The sequence below is a fragment of the Archangium violaceum Cb vi76 genome, from assembly GCF_000733295.1.
Taxonomy (GTDB): domain Bacteria; phylum Myxococcota; class Myxococcia; order Myxococcales; family Myxococcaceae; genus Archangium; species Archangium violaceum.
Genome location: NZ_JPMI01000277.1, coordinates 13,069 through 28,539, shown reverse-complemented (window position 1 = coordinate 28,539; position 15,471 = coordinate 13,069). Strand labels below are relative to the sequence as shown.

Genomic DNA, 15,471 nt, shown 5'->3' with positions numbered 1-15,471 from the left:
ATGAGAATCTCGTTGTTGCTCAAATAAATCCGGGGGGTTGGCGAGGCGCCGCCGTGAGGCGCGAGCGGGGAGTGGAGAGCGAGGGGTGCGGAGGAGAGGAACAGCGCCAGGCGAGGCGCTGTCCGTTTGGTCCACAACAGGGGGGGCAGGTGGGGTTCATCCTCGCCTCGCGTTTCTTCCGCGCAGCTCATCGCGCGCGAGCTCCTGCTCATCCGCGAGGAGCGGCTCAGCGCCCGGGTCCAACAGCCCTGACTGTCGGGCAGGTAGCCCCCACACCGTCGCGCCCGCACAAGTCCGGGCGGAATCCGTTCTCCAATGGGCAGCGTCCGCTCCCGTGCGGAGGTGGGCGCTCGCATGCCAGTGAACCGATGTTTACCCCGGAGGGCGCCTAGGAGGAGTGCCTGTGGACAAGAAGACCCCGGAGACGGTGAGCATCAACGAGCGCAGCAAGGACCAGGAACTGGAGAAGAACCGTTCGGACCCCACGGGACAGCGGATGACGACGGGGCAGGGTGTTCCCGTCGAGGATACGGACAATTCCTTACGGATCGGGGCGCGGGGTCCCACGCTGCTGGAGGACTTCCACCTCCGTGAGAAGATCATGCGCTTCGATCACGAGCGCATCCCGGAGCGGGTGGTTCATGCGCGAGGCTCGGCGGCGCACGGCTACTTCCAGGTCTACGAGTCCCTGGCCGAGTACACCAAGGCGAAGGTCTTCCAGGATCCGTCCAAGAAGACGCCCGTCTTCGTGCGCTTCTCCACCGTGGCGGGCTCGCGAGGCTCGGCGGATACGGTGCGGGACGTGCGGGGCTTCGCCGTGAAGTTCTACACGGAGGAGGGGAACTGGGATCTGGTGGGCAACAACATCCCCGTCTTCTTCATCCAGGACGGCATCAAGTTCCCGGACGTGGTCCACGCGGCCAAGCCCGAGCCGCACCACGAGATGCCCCAGGCCGCCACCGCGCACGACTCCTTCTGGGACTTCGTGTCGCTCGTGCCGGAGACGGCGCACATGATCATGTGGATCATGTCCGACCGGGCCATCCCCCGCAGCTACCGGATGATGGAGGGCTTCGGGGTCCACACCTTCCGCCTGGTCAACGCGCAGGGCGTGTCACGCTTCGTGAAGTTCCACTGGAAGCCGGTGCTCGGTGTGCACTCGCTCGTGTGGGACGAGAGCCAGAAGCTCGCGGGCAAGGACCCGGACTTCCACCGCCGAGACCTCTGGGAGGCCATCGAGAAGGGCAACTTCCCCGAGTGGGAGCTCGGCCTGCAGATCATCGAGGAGAAGGACGCGGACAAGCTGGGCATCGAGCTGCTGGACGCGACGAAGCTCATCCCGGAGGAGCTCGTGCCGGTGCGCCGCGTGGGCAAGCTGGTGCTCAACCGCAATCCGACGAACTTCTTCGCGGAGACGGAGCAGGTGGCGTTCTGCACCGCGCACGTCGTGCCGGGAATCGACTTCACGGATGATCCGCTGCTGCAGGCGCGCAACTTCTCGTACCTGGACACGCAGCTCACGCGGCTGGGCGGGCCGAACTTCACGGAGATTCCCATCAACCGCCCCATCGCGCCGGTCCACAACTTCCACCAGGACGGCTTCCACCGGCAGACCATCGACGCGGGTCGGGCCAACTACTTCCCCAACTCGCTGGGGGGGGGCTGCCCGTTCATGGCCGCGGCGGAGAAGGGTGGCTACCGGCACTTCCCGGAGAAGGTGTCCGGCGAGAAGGTGCGCCAGCGCGCGGAGAGCTTCCAGGATCACTTCAGTCAGGCGGGCCTGTTCTTCCGCAGCATGTCCAAGCCCGAGCGCGAGCACCTCATCATGGCGCTCCAGTTCGAGCTGGGAAAGGTCGAGCGGGAGGAGGTGCGCAAGCGCGTGGTCGAGCAGATCCTCGCGAAGATCGACGCGGAGCTCGTCACGGAGGTGGCGCAGGGCCTGGGGATGACGGTGCCCACGATGACGGCGGTGAAGGGCAAGCTCGAGAAGGTGGCCGATACGCTCGGGCTGCCGGTGATCGACAAGTCGCCCGCGCTGAGCCAGGAGAACCAGAAGAAGGACTCCATCAAGACGCGGCGCATCGGCGTGCTCGTGGGGGATGGCTTCGACGCGGCGGATCTCCAGTCCACGAAGGCGGCCATCGAGCAGGCGGGCGGTGAGCTGGTGATCATCTCCCGGCGCCTGGGGACGGTGAAGGGCTCGGACGGGCAGCCGGTCAAGGTGGACAAGAGCGCGCTCACCACGGGCTCGTTCGAGTACGACGCCGTCTTCGTGCCCGGGGGCGCCGCGAGCGTGGCCGTGCTCAAGAAGGACGGGGACTCGGTGCACTTCATCCAGGAGGCCTACCGTCACTGCAAGGCCATCGGGGTGACGAAGGAGGCCGCCGAGTTGCTACGGACCGCGGGCGTGTCCACCCCGGCGCTGGGCGTCGTCGTGGGCGACGCGGGTGGCCAGGACTTCGCCACGAAGTTCATCGCCGCCATCGCGCAGCACCGGCACTGGGCGCGTCACGACAAGGATGTGATCTCGGGCTGATCACCCCCCCCCAAAGAAGAACCCCGGCTCGCCTGATGGCGGCCGGGGCCCTTGCTACCTCACCTCGAGAGCGGCTCTCTAGTAGCGGTAGTGGTCGCTCTTGTACGGCCCTTCCTTGGTGACGCCGATGTACTTCGCCTGCGAGTCGGTGAGCTCGGTGAGCTCCGCGCCCAGCTTGGTGAGCTGGAGGCGGGCCACCTTCTCATCCAGGTGCCGCGGCAGCATGTACACGCCCGGCTTGTACTTGCCCGGGTTGGAGAAGATCTCCACCTGCGCCAGCACCTGGTTGGCGAAGGACGAGCTCATCACGTAGCTGGGGTGACCGGTGCCGCAGCCCAGGTTCACCAGACGCCCCTCGGCCAGCAGGATGATGCGCTTCTTGTCCGGGAAGATGATGTGGTCGACCTGGGGCTTGATGTTCTCCCACTGGTACTGCTTGAGGCCCGCCACATCGATCTCGTTGTCGAAGTGGCCGATGTTGCACACGATGGCGTTGTTCTTCATCCGCTTCATGTGATCGTGGGTGATGACCTGGAAGTTGCCCGTGGCGGTCACGAAGATGTCGGCCTTGTCCGCCGCGTACTCCATGGTGACGACCCGGTAGCCCTCCATCGCCGCCTGGAGCGCGCAGATGGGATCGATCTCGGTCACCCACACCTGGGCCTGGAGGCCGCGCAGCGCCTGGGCCGAGCCCTTGCCCACCTCACCGTAGCCGCACACCACGGCGACCTTGCCGGCGATCATCACGTCGGTGGCGCGCTTGATGGCGTCCACCAGGGACTCGCGGCAGCCGTAGATGTTGTCGAACTTGGACTTGGTGACCGAGTCGTTGACGTTGATGGCGGGGAACTTGAGCTTGCCCTCCTTGGCCATCTGGTACAGGCGGTGCACGCCCGTGGTGGTCTCCTCGGTGACGCCCTGGATGTTCTTGAGGATCTTCGAGTACCACCCCGGCCTGGCCGCCAGCTGCTTCTTGATGGAGGCGAAGAGGATGGTCTCCTCCTCGCTGCCCGGGTTGTTGAGCACGGAGGGATCCGTCTCGGCACGGGTGCCCAGGTGGATGAGCAGCGTGGCATCGCCGCCGTCATCGAGGATCATGTTGGGGGTGCCACCGTCGGCCCAGTCGAAGATGCGGTGGGTGAACTCCCAGTACTCCTCGAGCGACTCGCCCTTGTAGGCGAACACGGGGGTGCCGCCGGCGGCGATGGCGGCCGCGGCGTGGTCCTGCGTGGAGAAGATGTTGCAGGACGCCCAGCGGACCTCGGCCCCGAGGGACTCCAGGGTCTGGATGAGCACCGCGGTCTGGATCGTCATGTGGAGCGAGCCAGCGACGCGAGCGCCCTTGAGGGGCTGGGTCTTGGTGAACTCGTCGCGGATGGCCATGAGACCGGGCATCTCGGTCTCGGCGATCGCGATCTCCTTGCGGCCCCAGTCGGCCAGCTTGATGTCGGCGATGCGGTAGTCGGTGAACTTGGACAGATCGACAGCGGCCCTCATGCGGTGCTCCTCGGCAGGGGGCTGGATGTGGGCGACGGGACCTGCTCGCCTCCCGGGCATCCAGCCACGAGTCAGCGAGCGCCGTTGCACGAACCTGAGCCTGGCGGGGAGGGACCCCCGTTGCAGCGCTCCTCAGGGTGGGCGGACCCTACAACAAGAGGGTGGGGTGTCGCCACAGAAGTGAACCCCCCGAGGCGCCGGGCGAGGGGGTGGACGAAGACTTCCTCAGGGAGGGCTTCTTTGTCACGGTGGGTGGAGCCGGCCGGAACAGCGAGTGGCCGGGAGCTGGGGAGACATCCATGAGCAGGAGATTGGAAGGCAAGGCAGCGCTGGTGACGGGGGCGGGCTCGGGGATTGGCCGTGCGGCGGCGGCGGTGTTCGCGCGCGAGGGGGCGAGGGTGATCGTCTCCGACGTGAACGTGGAGGGAGGGGAGGAGACGGTGGCGGCCATCCAGAAGCAGGGGGGCGAGGCGCGCTTCATCCGCTGCGACATCTCGAAGCCCGCCGAGGTGGAGGCGCTGATCCGGGGAACGGTGGAGGCGTTCGGGCGGCTGGACTGCGCGGTGAACAACGCGGGCATCGCCGGGGTGATGGCGCCCACGGCGGATTATCCGGAGGAGCTCTGGGATCGCATCATGGCCACCAACCTCAAGGGGGTGTGGCTGTGCATGAAGCAGGAGATCCAGCAGATGCTGAAGCAGGGGGGATGCAGCATCGTCAACACGGCCTCGGCGGCGGGCTAGTGGGCATGCCGATGGCGCCGGCGTACGTGGCGGCCAAGCACGGCGTGGTGGGGCTCACGAAGACGGCAGCGCTGGAGTACGCGAAGGCCAACATCCGCATCAACGCGGTGTGCCCGGGAGTGGTCCGCACGCCGATGATCACGTCGGGCACCAACGGCAGTCCGGAGCTGGATGCCATGGTGGTTTCGATCGAGCCGGTGGGGCGGATGGCGCAGCCGGAGGAGATCGGCGAGGCCCTGGTGTGGCTGAGCTCGAGCGCGGCGTCCTTCATCACGGGGGCCGCGCTGCCGGTGGACGGGGGAATCGTCGCGCAGTAGCGGTGCTGGAGTGGGTGGGCAGGTGGCGCCCAATCTGTTGTCCCTCGCACCCATTCTGTTGTCTCCCCGCTACGTCCCACAGTACGATGACTGCCCTCTCTTCGGGAGGTAACCATGCTGAAGGTGAGTGCGAGCCAACGGGCCGCGATGTCCATTGCCGTGGATGCCCGGCGCGCCAGGGAACTCGCCGACGCCATCCATCCCGAACTGCGCGCCCAGGGTCCTGACGTCATGAAGGCCTACGCCGAGGATGTTGCGCATGGCACCATCCTGGACACCATCACCCAGTGCTACGCGCGCGGCATTCGTGACAAGGACCAGATCCTCAACCTCTGCTATATCCGCTTCATCATCAACGCGGATGTCTTCAAGCACGAGTCCTTCGCTTACATCCTGAACAATGGCCTCATGCATCCCTATGCGAAGGCCCGTCATTTGATTCTGTCTTTCTTCGCCATCAACGCGATGCGCGCGGGAGCCTGACATGGGAACACTCGTCGCTGGTGCACCCCTGCTGGCCGGTGGCCCCCCGGGTGGTTGGCGTATGGGTTGCTCGCTGTGGGCACGGTGGCGGTGGGAGGTGCCATCTACATGAGCCAGCCCCGGAGCGAGTCTGGGTCCCAGTCCACCAGCAGAAGTACGACCCGGACTGCGGACTGCATCCCCTGCCGACAGTGGACGGTCAGAACGCATGCGCAGGGGACGGATATGGGAGGCACCTCGCGCTCGACTCTCGGAGCCTCCCCTATCACGCTCTCGGTCCCTATCCCCGCGCTGACCGGAGCGGCCAATGCCCAGACCACCTATGCCATGCTGGACAACACCCAGCGAGGGATCCGGGAGGCGGCATTCGCCAAAGCGCTGAAGTGGCTGAGTGAGCGCCCGGCCAACGGCGGCTTCCTGGGCCAGAAGTCCTTCGAGGTGAGTGGCGTCAGAGGGGGCATCCGCTTCGATATCGACTCATTCGGGCCGTCCAACAACTTCGTTACCTGAGGGGCCATGAACCTCGAGCAGCTCCGGAAGCATCCGTCCTTTCCCTTCCTGGCCTTCAAACAGAACGATCTTGAGTTCTTGCTGCTGGAGATGTTCTGGGCCGAGTTCTTCCGGGACTGTCTCGGGAAGCTCAAGGACGCACAGGACTGGGTTCCGCTGTTCCCCGCCGAACGGGATGGCGTGCCAATCCTCGTTGTTGCCAACACCCGCCGCAATCGGGCCGTGCGCATCCACCTGCGAAGCAATGAGGACGACAAGCCTCTTTACCCCTCAGGCAGTCCAGAGATGCCCGGCGAATACTTCCTACCACTGGACCTGTGGCTCGACGAGGTTCGCGATGCCGCGGGCGCCACGGCGTACCCCGCAGTGGTCATCTCCACGGACATGTCACCGTCCGCGTTGGACATGACGCGGCAGGTGCTGACGCAGTTTTGCCGGGAAGATGAACCCACGGGGCCCACCCAGGCGTGGCTTGACAGGTATTACGAGGAACTGTCAAAGCGTGGCTACCATTGGAAGTGAGCCGTCACACTTCCATTCGGCAATTTGACGCCTCGGACCGCGAGGGGGTCCGGCACATCCTGCGTGAGGCTTGGGCCCAGTGCTACGCGGGACTGGGTGTGATCGAGCTGATGTATACGCTGCTCGAGGACGACTCGCTCACCTTCCTCCTCCCGAAGGCGGGCGAGACGGCCCTGATGGCCAGTGTCGACGGCCAGCCGGCGGGCGTCCTGGTGGTCCGGCGTGTGCGGGGGGTGGACTGCATCCTGGCGTTGTACATCCACCCGAAGTTCCAGCGGCGGGGGCTTGGCAAAGCGCTGCTCTCCCACGCCGTCTCGAAGGAACCGGAAGCGGCCATCGTGGAAGCTCAGGTTCTGGAGGCGAGCACGCAGGCCCTTGCTTTCTATGGTTCCCTGGGGTTCGCGGAGGCCAGCCGGCGCCGCATGGCGCTCCCCGCAGCGGGGACTGCGGGTGTCGTCGTCATGCGGCTGGCGCGGGCAGCGCTCACCTCGTCGCTTTGAACCGTAGGGCCTCGCCCTTTTCCCCTCCGCCAGGTGGACCCCAGGGACCCACAGCCGGGGGAGCTGCGCGCCGCGATGGACGCTCCCATCGGATGCTGATGAGGAGTAAGGGGCTGCGGGGCATGGAGGGGGCCTTTCGTCGCGGTTCGTCGCCGGACTGCATGACGTGGGCCAGCCCCAACAGTGGCGGTTTCAGGAGCGCCGGGGGAGGATTAGGAACAATTTGCGTCACCTGAGGGGGCGAAAATTGTCAACAGCTCATGCGCTCGAGCCTCTCGACGCAAGAGCCTCCAGCCTGCTTGCTGGCGGGCTGTCTCTCGCACGCTCCGGCAGGGAATTCCCATTACCGCGTGCCTGTCCTTTCTGGCCATCGCCATGCAGACCTCACCCAGTCCTCGTGCCTCCCTGGCCCGCTCGACGCTCCTCCGCATGAGCGCTCGCATCGCGGTCGTCATCGTCCTGTCCACCCTGGCCAGCTACCTCCACATACAGCACACCCTGCGCCAGGAGGCCCTCGAGCAGTTGGCACAGCATGCCGCGGAACGCAGTGCGCGGGAGGAGGCCATCTTCCTGCTGGCCGCGGACAACCACGCGCTCTTCGTGAAGGCGATGGCGGAGAGGATCCACTCCCTCACACCGGAAGAGGTGAATGGCCGGTTCGACAGCCTCTTCGTGAGACTTCCAGACGGCACGGTCCGCAATCGTCGCGAGCTCTTCGACGGCACCCGGCTGCCGGGCGTCTTCATCCAGAGGAATGTCTCCGTCGACCTGGACATGCGCCGGCGGATCCTCGCTTCGTATGACACGCTCCTTCAGTACGCGCCCGCGTTCCGTACTCGCTTCAAGGACACCTTCATCACACTTCCGGAAGGACCCATCATCTCCTACTGGCCGGAGCGCCCCGATTATTGTCTGGATACGGGGCCCGACTTCTCGTCCACGGGTTGGGAGTACTTCCTCTCCAGCCTGCCCGGGAACAACCCGGAGCGGAAGCCGGCCTGGTCTGGCATGTACACGGAAGACATGAGCGGAAAGGCGATGACGACGGTCACCACTCCGCTGGACCTCGAGGGCCGCCATGTCGCGTCGATCAGCCACGACGTCCTCCTCGAGGAGTTGGTGGCCCGCACCCGCGCTCACCACCTGCCCGGCGCATACAACGTGCTCTTCCGGGATGATGGCGCGCTCATCGCCCATCCCGACTTGACGGAGTGTTGATGGTCACCAGGAAGCGCGGATTCCTGGTCATGGGTCGCCGGGAGTTGCCTGACTTCAAGACCACCCCCTGAGGTGGGTTCGGCCGAGAAGTGGAGAGGGGGAGAGTGCGCCGGTGGAGTCTGCGGTTGCGCGCGTCCTGAATCGGCATAGGGGGTAGCGAGGTCGTCTCGCTACTCCCCTGCCACACTACCGGACAAGCGGGTCCGCATCCGGCGGTTCGATAGGTTGAGGTTAGCTGGCAAGTCTCGGAACTCCCAGCCGGTCGAAGAAACTCGTGGGCAGGGCGACATGGAGGTACATGCCCGAGTTCCTCCACCAGCGGCGGGTGTTGGCGGCGATCCGGCGGGCCATGTGTGCGTGCCCCGGGCGCGCAGCTCTCGGTACACCGTCGTTCCCCGTTTCCACTGCTTGAGTTGGAGGGCGCTCAGGCGATGGCGCAGCCATTCGTCCAGTTGCCGGAAGACACCGGGAGTATCCGCCAGTTGGAAATACTGCTTCCATCCCAGCAGATACGCCCGCAGGTCCTTGGCCACCGTTTCCAGGCTCCGCCCCCGGATACGGGACGTCATCTCCCGCACCCGCTCCTTAGCTCCTTGTCCACCTCGTCGAGGAGTACGTTGGCCAGCAGCGGCGAGAGAGGGCCCCCTTGCGGCGTCCCCTCGTACCGCTCCATCACCACCCCGTTGGCCATGACTCCGGCCTCCAGGTAGCGGCGAATCAGCCTCAGCATCCGCTTGTCCCCGATTCTCTTCTCCAGCCTCCCCATCAGCACATCGTGGTTGACGCGGTCGAAGAATTTCTCCAGGTCCACGTCCACCACCCAGCTGCGGCCCTCCTGGATGTAGCGCTGCGCCTCGCACACTGCCTCGTGTGCGCTGCGTCCAGGCCGGAAGCCGTAGCTGTGCTCCGAGAAGGTGGGGTCGAACATCGGTTGCAGCACTTGCAGGATGCTCTGCTGGATGAGCCGGTCGAGCACCGTCGGAATCCCCAGCTTCCGGACTCCTCCGCCGCTCTTGGGTATCTCCTGCTCCCGTACCGGTTGGGGCTGGTAGCTGCCGTCCAGCAGTTGCGCCCGGACGGCTTCCCAGTTGTCCCAAAGCCACGGCTCCAGCTCTTCCACTTGCATCCCATCGATGCCGGGGCTGCCCTTGTTCCGCCTCACTCGCTCCAACGCCGCCTTGACGTTGCCGCGCTCGACCACCCGCTCCATCAGGCGGTCGTCTCCCAGGTGTCCGGTTCCGCTCGCCGCCGTCAGTGCTTCGCCGCTGCGCTGGTCCTTCGGGGCTTCACCCCTATGCCCCAGCGGGAGCTCCCCTTGTCGGGACTTCTGGCGCCTGGCACCTTCGAGACTCACGTTCGTGACCCCCTCCCTACCGTTTGGCCCTTCGCGGTTCGTCGGCTTCCCGGCTCCGGTGAGGCTTCCGCGCCATCCCTGCCGGACCGCTCGCCGCTACTACGGCCTCTGCTGACTGCTCGCTCCGCCTCTCGGCGTCGCCCTTTCAGGCGAGAGGCGAGCTCTCCCCGGGTAAGAACATCGACCTTCACCGCACGAGCGCCGGCTCTACGTCACCTCGCCTTGGTCACCGGGGCTTCGCGGTTACTTGCCCGCTCGCCCCGCTCGGTGCCGCCTCACAGCCGGTTCCTGTTCGTCGCCCCGCGGCTTCGTTCCCCGCTTCCTTCACGTCAGCCTCTCGGTCTGGCGCTCTGCGGTCCCCTTCGTTCGCGGTGACCTGCTTCCGGGAGGACTTCCACCTCCAAGTTGATGCCCATGCCGGGCGCACAAGAAAAAGCCCAGTAACCCCTCGGGATTACCGGGCTTCTGAGTGTGGAGGCGGCGGGAATCGAAGCCGCCGCCGGAGGCTTCCGGCGAGAGCGCTCCAGCGCGGTTGAGAGCGGTTCTCGTAGGATCTCCAGCCGCTTACGCTGCTCCCTGCTCCGCGCCGACGTGTGTTGAGAGCGCTCCAGCGCGGGTCTGCTGTAGCAATGTAGCAAAGCACGTCACAGCGGCCCTGGAGACCCTGGAAGGGGGCAATCCGGCGCGGGCTGCGGCCCTCCTCGGCCTCTTGCTGTCGTAGGCCCCGAGGCGGATGAGTCGCGGGGGACGTCTTCTCATCCACCAGAGCTATTCATCCCCTGCGACTATGTCCAATTACTTCGTAGACAGTCCATTAGCTGCCGGGAAGGGGGGCCTGGGCCTGAGCGAGGCGGACGTGAAGTCGGTGAGCAGCTCCTGCAGGGCGGTGGCGCTGTTGCGGAAGCGCTCCCGGGCCTCGTACTCGCCTGCGGTAGCGGTGGTCTGGGCGTACTCTCCGATCAGATCCCGCAGGGAGAGGACGGGGTCGCCCCAGATGTAGGAGATCCCCGGCCACCCCTCGTTCCGGACCACCGAGATCTTGACCACCACGGGCTTGTACTTGAACTGCGGCCCGTTGGGCGCCGGGGTCCACTCGATCTCCGCCGGCAGGGAGATGAACACCTCCGCGTCCTTGACCGTCGCCTGGGCAGCGAAGTTGGTGCTCAGGTTCTCATTGAGCCCCGGCAGCACCATCAATTCGAGCACCGTCTTCGGGTCGGCCGCGGGGTTGAGGGTGTAGAACTTGAGATCGATGGAGACCACGGGGTCGAACGCCTTCCGACGCTCCTCGGGGAGGTTCGCGTAATCGGCGTGGAGATAGCTGGCGAAGGAGCCGGCGGCAGCGAGCTGGATCTCGAACTCCTCCTTCTGGTTGAGGAGGAGGGCATTCGAGTAGATCGCCTGCACGAAGCTGATGATCCAGTTTCTCCGCTGCGCCGCCTTCTTCTGCGCCTCCGCGCCGCTGGCACCGTCGTACGCGGCGAACCCGAGATCCGCCGCGCGCATCTTGAAGTGCGCCTCGAAGTCCGCCGACACCCGGGCGGCGATGGCGATCCACTTGAGGAGCAGCCCGTGGGTCTCCTGCCTGAACTGGTTGTCCCCCGCGATGGCCTGCTGCAGGTCCTGCGGATAGATGGGCACCTGCTGGCTGACGGAGAGGAAGTGTTGGCCGAAGACGCTGGCCAGCCCCTGTGACTCGCTCAAGCGGTACGCCTTGTTGAACTGCTCGAGGATGACCGTGAGCACGATGGAGATCTGCTTGTTGCCCTGCCCGGTCAGGATCTCGAGCGGCTTGTTGCCCAAGGTCGCCGGAATGTGCGAGCGCAACTCCTTGATCCGCGCGTCGAAGTCGGGGCTGTCGAGGCTGAGGATGTCCCAGAGGCGCCGGATCCGCTTGGGCGTCTTGGAGAGCGAGGGGGAGCGTCCCGCCAGGGCCTCCCGGACCATCATCACGTACTCATCCACGTAATAGAGGAAACCCGGGATGGGGATCTCCTCGGTGTTCTCGTTCTTGATGAGGTCGTCACGGGTGTGGAGCCACTGCTCCAGAGCCTCGACAGTGTCGCGGCGAGGGATGCCGATGTCGATCAGCTCCGCCTTGCAGCTCTTCACGTACTTCGGGGCGATGCCGGGCAGCGGGATCTCCTCATCGTCCCCGAGGATGGGCGGGTCCTCCTCCTCTAGGGCGGCATCCAGCTCCACGTCCTCGTCCACTCCATTGGGGTTCTGAGGCTGCGGCTGCTGGAGCGAGGCCTCCAGCTGCCGAGCGTGCTCCTGAAGGAGGACGAGGAAATCGCGCTTGAACTGCTGGAGCAGCTCCAGCACCGCGTCGTGGACCTTGTTGAAGCAGTCGTACCAGCGGACCGAGGGCAGATTGGGATTGATGACGATGGACGTATCCCAGTCGTTCTCGCCGTCCTCCGGCTTCCCCAGGAGGTAGGCCAGGGCGCGCCCCCCCTTGAGGTGGAAGAAGGCGTCGCCGCCGCCGACACGGGTGATGGTCTCATCGAGCTCACAGAGCTTCCTCTTGATCCAGGTGATGAGCCAGCCGCGCCCGTTGTTGAGGCTGGCGGTGAGCTGGCCACTGGCCCTCTGCCGGTCGCTGACGGAGATCTCCTGATCGGACTCGATCTGGAAGTTCACCAGGAGCCGGAAGAGCAGGAACGGCTCGATGTTGTAGAACATCTGCACGCGCGCATTGCCGTCGATGGCCTGCTTGAGGTCGCGCCGCGCCGGCTCCAGCCTGTCGCGGATGATGGCCTTGAGGTCGTCCCCGGAGGTGGCGTCCCGGATCTCGGTGAGGGCTCCGTCGAGATGGGTCAGCTGCGGCTCCTCGAGCAGGGGGACGTTCGTGTCGGGACGGAAGAACCCGAAACAGGTGTTCATCTTGCCGTGGGCGACGCGGAGCGCCGCCTTCAGCACCTTGAGCCGGTCATTGCTGGGGGGGCCGTTGGAGAGCTCGTGGGACACCTTGGTCAGCAGGCTCCTTGCGTCGGAGAGCAACGTCTCGGGGGGAAGGCGGGCATTGGCGGCGATGGGCCCGATGGGCAGGGGCGGGGTGGACTGGAAAAAGAAGAAGCGGCTCAGTGCCTCCTGCTCGGCGTCGGTGCGGGCATCGCCTTCCTTCCCGCGACTGGCTTCGAGGGCGGCATGCTGCTGGGGGTTCTCCAGGATCTGGAGCGGATGCACCGAGAAGCCCCGCCAGGACAGGCTGGAGTCCTTCTGGGTGCCGAGGACGATGTTCAATCCGGTGGTGGCCGAGACGGCCGTGGCCAAGGCCTCCAGGGCGGCCTTGCCGTCGTTCTGTGCTGGCATATCTGCTCTCTCCAAGGCGCAGGAGTGCGCCCGTGTCCACCAGACGGGTGGCGGGAGCCTCTGTGAATCCAGGAGCCTCCGCCTCCTGGCAGACAGGCGCATCGGGGACAGGTAGGATGTAGGGCGCCGGGCATGAAGTGAGGCCCCCTCGGCCAGTCCTCCCCGGACCCTGCCCCCCATCCCCGCAGTGCTCCTGGCCATTGTGAGCGTGCAGGGCGGCGCCACCTTCGCGAAGGAGTTGTTCCCGGCGCTGGGCTTGGCGGGCACGGCGGGCATGCGCATCGCCCTGGTGAAGGACATGGAGGCACTCGGCCTGCGACACTGACGGATGGCCCCCGGAAGGACATCCTCGAGCGCTGTACCCACACTCCGCGCAAGAGCGGCAACACCATCGACCTCTACACCACGTTCCCGTGGGAGGCCCTCTGCTCCGAGGTGTCGAAACTCCAGGTGCAGCGCCAGGAGCGCGGCCAGCTCGTCCGGCTGCCCCTCGCGGCCTCGGCCGAAAAAGAAAACCCCGGCTCGCCTGATGGCGGCCGGGGCCTTGCTACTTCCAGTGGAGGCGGCGGGAATCGAAGCCGCCGCTCCCTGTCTCTATTGGCTCAGCGGGCCTCTCGAGCCATGGAGTTGCCCAGCAGGCCACGCGCCCGGGCCACCAGATTCGCGAACTCCCCTCGGTCCGACTGTCCGTCGATGGCGCCCTCGGCGAGCTTCTGCGCCGTGGCCAGGTTCCACCCCTGGGCGCTCGGGCTGCCGCGCAGCACGTCCGCCGTGGCCGCCACCGCCACCGCGAAGCGGAAGTCCGGCGAGGCCCCATCCAGCGTCGCCCGCATCATCTTCTGCTCGAAGGGGAAGGCCTGCTCGGCCGCCTCGGTGCCGTTGGGCGCCTTGGCGCGGATGCGCACCGTGCCCAGCGGCGCCTTCTCACCCGTCAGCTCCACCTCGTACACCGCCGTCACGCTGTGGCCCGCGCCGATCTCTCCCGCGTCCACCTTGTCGTCACGGAAGTCCTTGTCCGCGATGTCCCGGTTCTCGTAGCCCACCAGCCGGTAACGGTTCACCACCTTCGGATCGAACTCCACCTGGAGCTTCACGTCCTTGGCGATCACCTCCAGCGTCCCGGTGAGCTGCGACTCGAAGACCTTCTTCGCCTCCTTGTAGCTGTCGATGTAGAAGCAGTTGCCGTTGCCCTTGTTGGCCAGCTTCTCCATCAGGTCGTCCCGGTAGTTGCCCATGCCGAAGCCGATGGTGGACAGCGTGACGCCCTCCTTCACGTACCCCTGGATGCTGTTGAGCATGGAGTCCGCGGAGACGTTGGGGCCGATGTTGGCGTCACCGTCCGTGAGCACCACCACGCGCGACACCGCGTTGCCCGAGGCCTTCTTCACCGCGTGCTTGTAGGCCATCTGCATGCCCGAGCCCATCGCCGTACCGCCGCCGGACTCCAGCGTGTCGATGGCCTTGTAGATGGCCTCCAGGTTGGTGGCCGGCGTGGGCGAGAGCACGTCCCGCGTGCTGCCCGCGTAGGTGACGAGCGCCACCGTGTCGTTCTCGTTGAGGTTCTTCACCGCCAGCTTCATCGCCTCCTTGGCCAGCGGCAGCTTGTCCGGCTGGCTCATGGAGCCGCTGGTGTCCACCAGGAAGACCAGGTGCGCGGGCTTGCGCTGCGAGCGCGAGACGATCTTTCCCTGCACGCCCACGCGCACGAAGTGGCGGTTCGCGTTGAAGGGCGAGGGCGCTCCCTCGAGGTGCACCGTGAAGGCGCCCTGCTCGGGCGGCGTGTAGCGGTACTTGAAGTAGTTGACGAACTCCTCCACCCGGACGGCCGCGTGCGGCGGCAGGGCCCCCTGGTTGAGGTAGCGGCGCGACACCGCGTACGACGCCGTGTCCACGTCCACCGCGAAGGTGGAGAACCGATCCTTGGCCGTCTCGGTGAAGGCATTGGCGGCGTGGTGGGTGAAGCTGTTGCCCTGCGATGGGGGCTCCGGTTGCATCTGCACGGCCATGGCCCCCGCGGCCATCCTCTTCGCCGGAGCAGGAGGCGGCGGCGTGGCGGGAGTGCCCGCGGAAGGGGCCATCTCCGCTTCGGAATGCATTTCCGCCGTCACCGGCAGGGCGACGGAGGGTTCCGGAGCGGGCTTCGTGGGCACCTTCTTCGGGCTCACCCGGGCGACGTCGGCCTTCGCGTCGAAATCCTTGGACTTCTCGCGCGCCGAATCGTCCGCCGAAACGGCCCCAGTCGAGGCCTGCGCGGGCCCGGCTTCTTCCGGTGCGGGGGCGGCCTCGCTCTTCGAGACCTCGCGCGTCTGGGACTGCCACGCGACCGACTGCGCGGCGTCGGCGGACGCCCTCGTCCCAGGCGCGTAGCTACAGGCGGGGGCGAGGCTCAGGGCGAGGGCGGCGCTCCCCCAGCGGGTCAGGCGGCGGTTCAGCTTGGTCGAGGACATGTGCGCTCCGGTTGTTTCCGTGGGAACGG

At 66.3% G+C, this 15,471-nt stretch carries 12 protein-coding genes, 1 pseudogene and 1 riboswitch; of the genes and pseudogenes, 8 read left to right on the top strand and 5 right to left on the bottom strand.

What is annotated here, in order from left to right; genetic code table 11:
- Positions 1-403: 403 nt before the first annotated feature.
- Positions 404-2,536, top strand: a complete 2,133-nt coding sequence (locus Q664_RS38230; RefSeq protein ID WP_425117460.1) for a catalase — start codon at positions 404-406, stop codon at positions 2,534-2,536.
- Between the two features lie 78 nt (positions 2,537-2,614).
- On the opposite strand, the gene ahcY is transcribed toward Q664_RS38230, so the two are convergent.
- Entirely contained in the window at positions 2,615-4,033 is a 1,419-nt protein-coding gene (gene ahcY / locus Q664_RS38225; RefSeq protein WP_043407656.1) for an adenosylhomocysteinase, read from the bottom strand.
- 69 nt (positions 4,034-4,102) lie between these two features.
- Positions 4,103-4,173, bottom strand: a riboswitch (S-adenosyl-L-homocysteine riboswitch).
- 159 nt (positions 4,174-4,332) lie between these two features.
- On the opposite strand from ahcY, the pseudogene Q664_RS63060 reads away from it, so the two are divergent.
- From Q664_RS63060 to Q664_RS38185, 6 genes and pseudogenes are all read left to right on the top strand, one after another.
- Positions 4,333-5,093: pseudogene (locus Q664_RS63060) on the top strand (SDR family oxidoreductase).
- Positions 5,094-5,207: 114 nt separating this feature from the next.
- Complete coding sequence (locus Q664_RS38215) at positions 5,208-5,576, top strand: hypothetical protein (RefSeq protein WP_043407653.1); 369 nt, start codon at positions 5,208-5,210, stop codon at positions 5,574-5,576.
- 327 nt (positions 5,577-5,903) lie between these two features.
- Positions 5,904-6,086 (top strand): hypothetical protein, encoded by a 183-nt coding sequence (locus tag Q664_RS59545; protein WP_160174589.1) that lies wholly within the window; start codon positions 5,904-5,906, stop codon positions 6,084-6,086.
- Positions 6,087-6,092: 6 nt separating this feature from the next.
- Complete coding sequence (locus Q664_RS38205; RefSeq protein ID WP_043407648.1) at positions 6,093-6,608, top strand: hypothetical protein; 516 nt, start codon at positions 6,093-6,095, stop codon at positions 6,606-6,608.
- Between the two features lie 98 nt (positions 6,609-6,706).
- The gene (locus Q664_RS53195; RefSeq protein ID WP_152622580.1) at positions 6,707-7,108 is read left to right on the top strand and encodes a GNAT family N-acetyltransferase; all 402 of its coding nucleotides are present in this window, start codon (positions 6,707-6,709) and stop codon (positions 7,106-7,108) included.
- A 429-nt stretch (positions 7,109-7,537) separates the two neighbouring features.
- On the top strand, positions 7,538-8,326 hold the full coding sequence (locus Q664_RS38185; RefSeq protein ID WP_052519179.1) for a cache domain-containing protein: 789 nt from the start codon (positions 7,538-7,540) through the stop codon (positions 8,324-8,326).
- A 170-nt stretch (positions 8,327-8,496) separates the two neighbouring features.
- Here Q664_RS38185 and Q664_RS63055 read toward each other — a convergent pair whose 3' ends face one another.
- The 3 genes from Q664_RS63055 to Q664_RS38175 form a co-directional block, all read right to left on the bottom strand.
- Positions 8,497-8,895: a group II intron maturase-specific domain-containing protein gene (locus Q664_RS63055; RefSeq protein WP_200883823.1), complete on the bottom strand. Its 399-nt coding sequence runs from the start codon at positions 8,893-8,895 to the stop codon at positions 8,497-8,499.
- Complete coding sequence (locus Q664_RS55585) at positions 8,892-9,680, bottom strand: reverse transcriptase domain-containing protein (protein ID WP_235217039.1); 789 nt, start codon at positions 9,678-9,680, stop codon at positions 8,892-8,894. Before Q664_RS55585 ends, Q664_RS63055 begins: the two co-directional genes overlap by 4 nt.
- 795 nt (positions 9,681-10,475) lie before the next feature.
- Positions 10,476-12,995: a hypothetical protein gene (locus tag Q664_RS38175; RefSeq protein WP_043407643.1), complete on the bottom strand. Its 2,520-nt coding sequence runs from the start codon at positions 12,993-12,995 to the stop codon at positions 10,476-10,478.
- A gap of 187 nt (positions 12,996-13,182) precedes the next feature.
- On the opposite strand from Q664_RS38175, the gene Q664_RS58385 reads away from it, so the two are divergent.
- The gene (locus tag Q664_RS58385) at positions 13,183-13,320 is read left to right on the top strand and encodes a hypothetical protein (protein WP_235217038.1); all 138 of its coding nucleotides are present in this window, start codon (positions 13,183-13,185) and stop codon (positions 13,318-13,320) included.
- Positions 13,321-13,597: 277 nt separating this feature from the next.
- Here Q664_RS58385 and Q664_RS38170 read toward each other — a convergent pair whose 3' ends face one another.
- Positions 13,598-15,442, bottom strand: coding sequence for a vWA domain-containing protein (locus tag Q664_RS38170; protein ID WP_043407640.1), 1,845 nt, complete (start codon positions 15,440-15,442; stop codon positions 13,598-13,600).
- Between the last annotated feature and the right edge of the window lie 29 nt (positions 15,443-15,471).

What these genes read in the sequence shown, in the direction of transcription:
- ahcY (WP_043407656.1), bottom strand. Translation starts at nt 4,033, where the DNA reads ATGAGGGCCGCTGTCGATCTGTCCAAGTTCACCGACTACCGCATCGCC.
- Q664_RS38215 (WP_043407653.1), top strand. Translation starts at nt 5,208, where the DNA reads ATGCTGAAGGTGAGTGCGAGCCAACGGGCCGCGATGTCCATTGCCGTG.
- Q664_RS59545 (WP_160174589.1), top strand. Translation starts at nt 5,904, where the DNA reads ATGCTGGACAACACCCAGCGAGGGATCCGGGAGGCGGCATTCGCCAAA.
- Q664_RS38205 (WP_043407648.1), top strand. Translation starts at nt 6,093, where the DNA reads ATGAACCTCGAGCAGCTCCGGAAGCATCCGTCCTTTCCCTTCCTGGCC.
- Q664_RS38185 (WP_052519179.1), top strand. Translation starts at nt 7,538, where the DNA reads ATGAGCGCTCGCATCGCGGTCGTCATCGTCCTGTCCACCCTGGCCAGC.
- Q664_RS63055 (WP_200883823.1), bottom strand. Translation starts at nt 8,895, where the DNA reads ATGACGTCCCGTATCCGGGGGCGGAGCCTGGAAACGGTGGCCAAGGAC.
- Q664_RS38175 (WP_043407643.1), bottom strand. Translation starts at nt 12,995, where the DNA reads ATGCCAGCACAGAACGACGGCAAGGCCGCCCTGGAGGCCTTGGCCACG.
- Q664_RS38170 (WP_043407640.1), bottom strand. Translation starts at nt 15,442, where the DNA reads ATGTCCTCGACCAAGCTGAACCGCCGCCTGACCCGCTGGGGGAGCGCC.